The organism is Calditrichota bacterium, from assembly GCA_013152715.1.
Classification (GTDB): Bacteria; Zhuqueibacterota; Zhuqueibacteria; order Thermofontimicrobiales; family Thermofontimicrobiaceae; genus 4484-87.
On the sequence record JAADFU010000051.1, the window covers coordinates 1 to 8039 of the forward strand.

Annotated in this window: 6 protein-coding genes; all 6 read right to left on the reverse strand. The window is 45.7% G+C overall.

The annotated features are described in order from the left end of the window. Nucleotides 1–417 precede the first annotated feature (417 nt). The 6 genes from GXO74_04500 to GXO74_04525 all read right to left on the reverse strand — a co-directional run bounded on the left by GXO74_04500 (nt 418) and on the right by GXO74_04525 (nt 6994). The gene (locus GXO74_04500; protein ID NOZ60921.1) at nt 418–1350 is read right to left on the reverse strand and encodes a lysophospholipid acyltransferase family protein; all 933 of its coding nucleotides are present in this window, start codon (nt 1348–1350) and stop codon (nt 418–420) included. Then, a complete protein-coding gene (locus GXO74_04505; protein ID NOZ60922.1) occupies nt 1322–2263 on the reverse strand; it encodes a hypothetical protein in 942 nt (313 codons plus the stop codon). The genes GXO74_04500 and GXO74_04505 overlap by 29 nt, the downstream gene beginning before the upstream one ends. After that, nucleotides 2226–2645: a hypothetical protein gene (locus tag GXO74_04510; protein NOZ60923.1), complete on the reverse strand. Its 420-nt coding sequence runs from the start codon at nt 2643–2645 to the stop codon at nt 2226–2228. Before GXO74_04510 ends, GXO74_04505 begins: the two co-directional genes overlap by 38 nt. 127 nt (nt 2646–2772) lie before the next feature. After that, entirely contained in the window at nt 2773–3282 is a 510-nt protein-coding gene (locus GXO74_04515; protein NOZ60924.1) for a hypothetical protein, read from the reverse strand. Between the two features lie 28 nt (nt 3283–3310). Next, on the reverse strand, nt 3311–4510 hold the full coding sequence (locus GXO74_04520; protein ID NOZ60925.1) for a response regulator: 1200 nt from the start codon (nt 4508–4510) through the stop codon (nt 3311–3313). A gap of 171 nt (nt 4511–4681) precedes the next feature. Next, nucleotides 4682–6994 carry a response regulator gene (locus GXO74_04525; GenBank protein NOZ60926.1) on the reverse strand — a complete coding sequence of 771 codons (2313 nt, stop codon included), beginning with the start codon at nt 6992–6994 and terminating at the stop codon, nt 4682–4684. Nucleotides 6995–8039: the final 1045 nt, after the last annotated feature.

Consider the following 8039-nt stretch of genomic DNA (forward strand, 5'->3'; position numbering starts at 1 on the left):
TGAGTCTCAATCCTCTATCTGGCAAGGCAATGTTTCAGACCGACCCTGTTTTTTGCTTAATAAAAACAATGAATTAGCATACCCATTTTGCTAACCCCCTCTTTGAGGGACATGGGGCGACCTGAAAAAAGACGTAACTGCTATGCAAAAAATTGCCGAAAAATAGCTTAACTTCAATAAAAACCTTAGTGTCTTAAAATTCTTGCTAACCCCTATTACGACTAAAAACTTTGTAATCTCTTGATTATCAGTAAATTAACAGCGAAAAAAATGCCGTTTTTGAAAATTGGTCATCGGTTAGCAAAATTGTAATTTAACCTCTTATAATTAAACAATTTTTATCAAAAAGTCAAGTCTTTTTTTCAAAGCATGAAAATTTTTTGTCCGGTGTCGAATGAGCCAGCCCGACAGGAATGTTCACACATTTTTCAGCGTTTTCATCTTTTCCTGATGCCGCTCCCAGGTCAGCCAGCGTCGGTGCATCCAGAAATATTGTTCCGGATGGCGGCGGATGAGCTTTTCCAGTCGGGCGTTGTAGGTTTCGATGAAATGGGTGATTCCTTGTTCCGAGTTTTCAAAATTCTCCGAATCAGGGAAAGGTTCAAACGTTGCCACGATTTGCCCTTTTTTATTGCGCACGCCGTAGGCGAAAACTGCCGGAACATTGTATTTGATGGCGATGCGCGCCGGACCGTCGGTGGTGGAAGCCGGCCGTCCGAAGAAATTGATAAATTTGCCTTTCCCGCCGGCATCCTGATCAAACAGAATGAGCACTTTAGCGCCTTCGCGAAGTGCCGAGAGAATGCCGCGCGCCGCGCCGCCCTTGACTTTCAGCGGCAACAATCCCAGTGAAATGCGCTGTTCCTTGATCAGAGCGTCCACTTTCTTGTTTTTCTGCTCTTTAAACACAGCGTACAACGGAGGACCTATTTGGGCGGCTGCCGCAGCCAGATATTCCCAGTTACCGAAATGACCGGAAAGCAAGAGCACGCCTCTGCCTTTGGCAAGCGCTTGTTCCAGAATGTGTTGATTTTTCACCGGGATTTGTTCCGATACCCGCCCCGGCTTCAGCAGGGAGATGCGGGCGAATTCCAGCAGCATCTGTCCAAAATGGCGGTAGTTGCGCTCAAGAATGTCCCACAACTCGGCGTCGCTCTTTTCGTTCCCCAGGGCGTGTTGCAAATTTTTGAATGCGACATCCCGGCGAATGGGGATGAAACGGAAAAAAAATCCTCCGAGGCGGTCTCCCAATATTGCCGCAGAGCGCTGAGAAAGTCCGCGCGCGAGCAGACCTAAAATTTTCGTCAAAGCGTATTCGATTTTAAATTGCATCGAAGTCGTCGAACTCATCCTCTTCCCATTGTTTCAATTTTAAGCGATTCCGGCGGCGCATGAGCGCAAATCCGAGTAAAAAAAGCAGCAGCACAAAAATCCAGAGATAGGTGTCAAAATCCACCAAAAATTGCCAGCGATGTGTTTTGCTGATTTTTCTCAGCCACGCTTGCTCGAACTGCGCCGTGTCAATGCCCAGCGCGCCGGTGAATGCCTGATCCATTTCCTCTTCCGCACGGAGGCGGCGCAAAATTTCCTTTACTTTTTCCGCGCCGAATTGTTCAAAAAGAAAACGCACTGCGAGATAACTCTCCTGGTACGCCAGTTGTGCTTTTTCGGCGTGAAATTGGAGCACGTTGTCAATTTCGTCCAGCGGGATGATTGATTTTGTGAGCAGTGCTTTTGACACCAGCGAATTCGAGGCAAAGGCTTTTTCCCGCGAAAAATAGACGGCAATGCCTTCGTTGAGCCAGCGCGGGATCGCTTGATTCCCCACGGCCTGATTCAGCGCGATGTGCGTCAATTCGTGCACGGCGATTTTGTCGTAGCCGCGGGAGAGATGGAGAAAACGCGGCGATTTCAGCAAAATTAAATTTTCCCCGGGAGAGGCGAGTCCCTGACTCCAATCGGGAAACGCGCTGCCGGCGAATTGTCGGTACGCCTTCTCTGTTGGCGCGATGATGACTGACACCGTGTCCGGTAAAGTGACGCCTAATTTCTGTGAAATTTCCGGAGCCATGCTCGTGAGCGTCGCTAACAGGGAAACGGCGTTTTTGGCATCTTCTCTTTGGTAAATAATTTGAAAATTTGACGCGGAGAGTTGTTTCCACACCTGCCCGGCACAAACGACAGCGGGAATCAGGAGAGAAAAAAGTAAAAGAGAGAGAGCGAAATTAGTGAATTTCCAACAACATTTTTTCAAAGGGCTCATTCTGCCGTTCAATTTTAATGTATTCTTGCAGCGTTTCAGCCATGACTTTGACGTGTTCTTTGATTTTTTCGCGGGCGCATTCGGGATTGTACCGGATGCACTCGGTGGCTTTGCACTGATACGTGTGTTGATTGCAGCCGCGGCTTTTCTGGTATTGCGGCGTCGGCGTCATTTTGCGCGTGATTTCCCGGCGACTGAAATTTTTCCGGCGCGCGATGATGCCGAACTCCGCGGTCGTCTCCCAGACAAATTTCTGCAGCGCGACAACGCTGTCGTTATCCAGTTTGTCAATCAACTGCTCGATGTTGTCTCCCCGGAAAAGGCAGTACAAAATATCCAGCTTTTCTCCGGGTCGCAGTGTTTCTTTTGTCTGGCCGAACATGAAAAAAACCTCGTTGGTTGATTTGCCGGTAGAGAAAATATTATTTTAAAGCGCTGTGTCAATTTGTGGCTAATAAAAGCCTCACCGCTTAATTCCAAACTTCGATGAAGCAATTGCTTCACTTTAATCAATGCCCCAAAAGCCCGTTTTGTTCCACTCTGTCGAGAAGCATGTCGATCAGCAGCGTTAAAATTTTTCGCGCGCTTTCTCGGTTCTCCACTTGTCCGAAAGTGAAGCGGAAATTCGGCGACAGAGAAATTCCTTTGTCCTGAAAAAAATTTTTCGGAATGGGCGGTTTTTTCATGTCCTTCACATTACCTACCACGACAAATGGCGCGGTCAGCGTTTCGGCGAAATTGTCCAGAATCGGCTTGACGGACTCCAGCGAAATCAAATCCTCCCAGTCAAAAATGACCACGTAGCCCAGCATTTTGCGTGAGATCAGGTCCCAGGACAAATCCGTGTCCTGTCTGTCGATGCTGATGCCGTACAGGTGAAGCGCAAGCTGGTTGTTGACGTCGAAACGGCTGAAAGAGACGAGTTCATTTTTCAAGTCAAGTTTCTCGCAGATTGATCGAATGAACGCATCCCGCTGGCGGTTATTGTGGCTTATAATGGCAATTTCACCGATTTTCATTAAAATTCAACCTAATTTGCCGTAATTTTCAAGAAAGCGCTTCTTTTATCATTAAAAGTTCTATTTTTGACAAATAAATGGGATTTCTTCCGTAAGCCAGGTCTCCCTGCCTTCTTCCGTGAAAGCGACGCTCCGGCGTTTGACGTCGATCTTGCTCGCGTCGTTCCTGTCCGGGGTCTTTGTCTGTTTTGCGCAAAATGTTGGAAACAATTGTTGCCGCGCGCTCCGTTGAGTTCTCGCCGGCAGCTCTGTTTTGTTTCACGCGCTTGAGGTAGTCTTCCACGTAATGGTTATAGTTGTCCTCTGTTTCCTGAAGCGAACCCTTCTGGTACAAACTGCGCACGAGCTCTAATGCCTTTAAATCGTCAAATTTACTTTTCGCGATCAAGTCGGAGAGACGAATTTTGTCGGGAATCATTTTTAGGAGTTCTTTTTCCTCATCGCTCAACTTTTGCCAATTTTTCTGTTCCGTCGGAGCAATCACTGCTTGCAGCGGCGGCAATCCTTGTCTGATTTGCTCCCAGGAGCTCAAACGGCGCAAGCCGATATCGATCAGCTCTTTGTTAGTTTTTTGAATTTTTCGCTTTTGAGTCACTGCGGTCATTTCTACGGAAAAAACGCCGATTGTCCAGGTGAACAGGCGCAAAATTGCTTGCTCCCCGTCAAGATGATCGAGACGCGCGTTAACTACATTGCCGTCGACGAGGTAAACTTCGCCCAGAGTATTGTGACGCTTCAACTTGATGACCGCTGACTTTTTGCCCAATTCCATGGTTTGGATCAAATCCACGAGATTCATTTCCGTCAGATTGCCGGTGAAGCCTCTTTCTGTTTCCAACTGATAGCCGCCAAAATTTTCCAGTTCCTGCAGCAAATTGGAGATGCGCGATACCGCTTCTTCCACGTAAAATGGTTTGCCAAGGAAATCGTCGACGCCTATTTCGATATTTTTAATCCGTTCATCGACGTTTTTCTGGCTGCTGGTAAAAAGAAAAGGGATGAATTTGAATTCTGGCAAGGATTTCAAGCGCTTGAAAAATTCCTGACTGTCAACGGATTCCAAATGCGCTTCCGAAATGATCATGTCCGGTCTGGTCTGGCGGATAAATTCCAATAGATCCTGACGCTCGTCCCAGAGATACACGGAAAATCCCGCGTGCTGCAAGCCGGCGGCTAAAGGAGTGATGTAGTTTCGGTCATTGTCAATGATGACTATTTTTTTATTCATTGCCCTGGATGATCAGTTTTGAGATTTGCGCGATGTTTTTGTCTGCCGGATGCTTTTCGGCGCGATAGGCTAAAAACAATAAATGTTGTGATTGCCATGAGTCAGAACCGCCATCACAACATGAGAGAAATATTATTCACAAAAAATTACCCAAGTCGAACGGATTGTCGATCACACAATTCCGGCGAAATTTTTTATCGTGTCCAGCAATTGGCGCACGCAATTTTCATCGGTCTCGTCGCAGGGCAGAACCGGATTTTCCGCCGAAAGGTTGAGCTTGTAGCGAATGACGTCCGTGGTCAGTGATTCCTGCTCGTCCAAATTCATTACCAAAACCGCAAACGGCGCGCCGAATTTGTCGCTGATTGAGTGAATCAAATAACCGGTGTATTCCCAGGTTTCCGGCCGGGAACAGTCAAAAGTGAACAGACAAGCCAGGGCGCTATCTTCGATGGATTCCAGAAACGGATTCAGTTGTTTCTCGATTGGCACCGAGATTAACTTGACTTCGCGTTCTGCATTCAAATTAATCTTGCCCACGTCGATATTAAAATTCTGCTCGGGCAGTACTTTCAGCGATTTGAAATTATCGTGCGTCAGAATGTCCATCACGCTGTCTTTGCAATCTTCATCCACGCTGATGAGAACGATTTTGTCGCCGGTTGCCGGACGCGGCTGTTTTTTTTCTGCTTTCGCCGGCTGATCCGGCGGTTTTGGCGGCGTCTCCGCAATCGTTGCCTGTTTTTGCCATTGAAGATGAGCTGCCTGGCGTAAAAGTTCTTCGTCAACAAAGGTTTCCTGCTGCTCGTCTGGAGTCGATATTTTTTCTTCCGGGGGAGAAAATTCCAAAATTTTGTCGGGAATATCCGTTTCTTCAGGCGGCTCTGCGCTCGATTCTGTCGTCTGTGATTCGGTTTTGTCTTTCCGCTCGCTGGCTTTTTCAATTTCCGAAATCAATGGTTTGATTTCATTTTCCAAGTCATCGCCGCGGCGCTGCGGGTTGACTTCAAATACGTAGTCTTCGATATTTTCATCCGCTAAAATTGAATTTTGCCGCGCGGCTTCGCGTTCCCGATCCGGGAAATTGTCCTGATCCGGCGGAGAAGTTGTTTCCGTTTCTTGCTGCGACGGCGCTGATTTTTCGGACTCATCTTCTAAAAAGACTTCCTCGAACAGAGTCTTGTTCGTGTCAATCGTCGGCGGGGGTTCCAGAGAAGGCTTTTTCTTCGATGAATCAGAAAATTGCACGCTCTCTTTCCGCTCCTGGCGCAATTCGAGAGAGGGTGGCGAGTCTTGTTGAAAAACCTCTTCCCGAGAGGGTTTGTACGTTTCTTTATTTTCCAGCCCTGGAAAAATAGGACCTTTTTCTACCGCTTCTTCATCTTTACCGTTGGGCGGCTCGACGCTGATTTCCGTTTCAGTTGGTTGAATCGGCGGGCGCGAAGATAACCGTTGCGACAAACTATCTTCTTCCAGACCGGCGAACACTTTTTCCAGCTCTGGCTGATTTTTTTTCTTCGCCACTTTGACGTCTGTTTTGATAAAACCCTGCTGGTACAAACGGACTAAACGTTTCAGCGCGACCAAATCATCCAGACCAGATTCGTCGATGATCTGCTCGATGGTGTGTTTGCCGTCCAGCAGGCGGGTGAATTCGCTGACGCCGTTGTTCAGTTTTTTCTTTTCCAAAAGTTGCTCAAAAACCGGCGTGGTGTAAAATGTCGCCTTCGGCGAGGGAAGTTTTTTGAGCAATTTTTCCCGCAGATCGATTCGTTTCAGCCCTTGCAGCAGCAGCCCTAAATTGCTAATGGAAATTTCTTCGGCAATGTCCACGTCGCGGAAAATCATTTTGAAAAAGCCTTTTTTCCAGGGAAACATCTGGTACAGGGCGTGCTCCATCTTGAAATCGCCGAGCCGGGCGTTGACCACCGCGCCTTCGCGAAAGAAAACCTGACCGCTGCGCCGACTGTTGCTGAGCGTCAAAATGCCGGTTTTTCTTTCTACGCCAAAACTTTCAATCAGATCGGCGAGATTCAATTGTTCCAATTTCCCGGAAAATTGATTTTGCACATCAGCGGCTTCCACGTCAAATTTTTTCAGGCGGCGAAGTATCATTCGGATATGCGCAATGACTTCTTTCACATGCAGCGGTTTCACGAGATAGTCTTTCGCGCCCAATTCGAACGCCCGAAGCCGTTGTTGAACATCGCGCTGCTTGGTCAGAAAAATCACCGGGATGGATGCGGTCTCCGGATCATTTTTCATGCGCTCCATCAATTGGAAACCGGAAAGACCCGGCAAACTGGTCTCTGTCAGCGCTAATTTTGGCTTTGTGCTGGAGATTTCTTCCCAGGCTTCCTTGCCGTTGGATGCGGAAGATACCAAAAAACCGGAAGCTTCCAGATTCTCTCGGAGTATCTCAAGATTTTTGGCATCGTTGTCGGCGACCAGAATAAGTTGATGTTCCATGCCAGACGTTACCACTTTCCCTCAAATCATTTAAGTTTAACTTTTCCAATATAAACAATTAATAAAATCAAATCAAGATTTTTTTGCCGATAATGCAAAGATATTTTAGAAATTAATTGAACTATCAAATTTGTTCCGAGTAACAAATAAGTGTCCCCAAAACGACTACTCTCAAAAGGGTGATTATTTGTTGAAAATAAAAGAATTAAAAAAAAGATAGCGATAAGCCAATTATTATTAATAAAATAAGAAAATAGCCAGAATTGAAAATTGACTATTTTATGTTTTGAACTGAGTTGACTGTTTTGAAATCGTTCAACTGTTAAGCAGTTGCAATCATTGTGCCTAACTCACTAATAAATCTTGTGCATAGCTTGACGCATGAAATCCAAAGCGGTCGGTGCAATTGCTTTAAATTTAAAGTAAAAATATGAATGACCAGTTGGAAAATTTTAAGTAAAATAGCAATGAAAATAATAAAAGCCTTACGGCTTAATTCCTAAATTGGAGTGGAGTTTTGGAGTGGAGTTAAGGCGTCAGCCTTTTAAAAACAATAAATTAGCGACTTATGTTCAATTTTAACTGGTCATTCGCATTAAAAAAACTGAAATAGAAACAAGAATCATCCCCGAAAACTGCCGTGATCCGTGAATTTGACTTGCAATTTGCAATCGGATTTTTTCTTTTGCAATAATGAAATTTTAGCCAATTTTCATGGCTTGCTGGTAATCAATCAAAGTAATAATATCATTTTAACCTTTAAGACGGCATTATTTTATGATTCGTTGTTCCAGACACTGTTTTTAATTACCATTGTGCCGAAACGAAAATAAAAATCCGCAGCAGGCGGATTCACATTTGTAGCACACAACGATTGCCGCACAAATGAAGAATAGTGAAGGAGTTCAACAAAAAAATAGCATCGACCATTGAACGGCAATTTTATTTGCCGATGGACGAAGTTCAACTCCTTCGGGGTTGTTGTTTAGTGTTTTGTTGTTATTTTTCTACAAAAGTTAAACGCCTTCGGCGTCCTTGCGGATAATGGAAATTTGAACTA

Excerpts from the sequence above, each read along its gene's own strand:
- GXO74_04500 (NOZ60921.1), bottom strand. The coding sequence starts at position 1,350 with ATGAGTTCGACGACTTCGATGCAATTTAAAATCGAATACGCTTTGACG.
- GXO74_04505 (NOZ60922.1), bottom strand. The coding sequence starts at position 2,263 with ATGAGCCCTTTGAAAAAATGTTGTTGGAAATTCACTAATTTCGCTCTC.
- GXO74_04510 (NOZ60923.1), bottom strand. The coding sequence starts at position 2,645 with ATGTTCGGCCAGACAAAAGAAACACTGCGACCCGGAGAAAAGCTGGAT.
- GXO74_04515 (NOZ60924.1), bottom strand. The coding sequence starts at position 3,282 with ATGAAAATCGGTGAAATTGCCATTATAAGCCACAATAACCGCCAGCGG.
- GXO74_04520 (NOZ60925.1), bottom strand. The coding sequence starts at position 4,510 with ATGAATAAAAAAATAGTCATCATTGACAATGACCGAAACTACATCACT.